Source organism: Oleiphilus sp. HI0066 (assembly GCF_001635725.1).
Genome location: NZ_LWFH01001509.1, coordinates 1 through 938, shown reverse-complemented (window position 1 = coordinate 938; position 938 = coordinate 1). Strand labels below are relative to the sequence as shown.

The 938-nt window shown below is 42.1% G+C and carries 1 protein-coding gene; it reads right to left on the bottom strand.

Features of this window, described 5'->3' with window-relative positions:
• Positions 1 to 97 precede the first annotated feature (97 nt).
• A complete protein-coding gene (locus A3738_RS23490) occupies positions 98 to 886 on the bottom strand; it encodes an alpha/beta hydrolase (protein WP_068477035.1) in 789 nt (262 codons plus the stop codon).
• Between the last annotated feature and the right edge of the window lie 52 nt (positions 887 to 938).

The window sequence follows — 938 nt, the reverse complement described above, 5'->3', positions numbered from 1 at the left end:
GCTCGGGGTCTTGGGAAGTAAAACACATGGAAATTGGCTCTCTAGAGCTAGAGATTCCCCAAAATCAGATTTACCCTTAGAAAATCAAGCGGCGTGTTTAACAACGTTGTTGTCCTAACCAATTAAATATATGAGCCTGGACTAGAGGAAGACTGGTACCACCGATCGTCCAATGGCAAACTCCCTCCATCAGTTGAAGTGTTGCCTTGTTTTGAAATAGAGATTTAATCTTTAGTTGCAGTGCTGGCGGGGTAATTCGATCTTCTTTTCCGGATAAAATAAGAATCGGGCAATCTATTTTTGTCGGGTCTACTTTCGTCGGTGGGTTAGAAAGAACAAACCACATACCAATCTCTGTAGACGCTTGTCCGGACTCCAGTGTCGATAGTGTAAAAATATCTTCTTGGGTTCTTTCTGTTTGGGTATTGGCAATGCCGTATTGCACATTACGAAGCGTCAGTTCGGTTGTTTTTTTCCATAGCGGAAATTTGAATAAATTGTGACCAAATGAACGGATAACAGATAAGCTCCATCCATTAATGCCCGCTGGCGCTGCACTCGATAGTAAGACTAAGCGATGAATTTTTTTCTCTTGGGCAACAAGTTGTGCAATCAGTCCGCCCATAGAGTGGCCAACAAGAATTGGTGCTTCATCAAGCTCATCAATATAACTTGTTACGAACTCAACATAATCTCTGATGCTTGTAGTCGCTAATTGCGCTTTCGTTATTGATGTATGGCTATCCTTAGGGATGTGAAAAGGCAGATCAGGCGTGTGGGTCTCATACCCTTCAGACTCAAAGGTTCGCTTTAATTCAGATAGGGTATCACCCGTACTCCACATACCATGAATGATAACCACGGGAGGGAAACTCATATCGTACATAAAGCGACCTCTGTCTTAGTCATTTTAATTATTAAGCGGCTTTATTCTTAAT

Excerpts from the sequence above, each read along its gene's own strand:
- A3738_RS23490 (WP_068477035.1), bottom strand. The coding sequence starts at position 886 with ATGTACGATATGAGTTTCCCTCCCGTGGTTATCATTCATGGTATGTGG.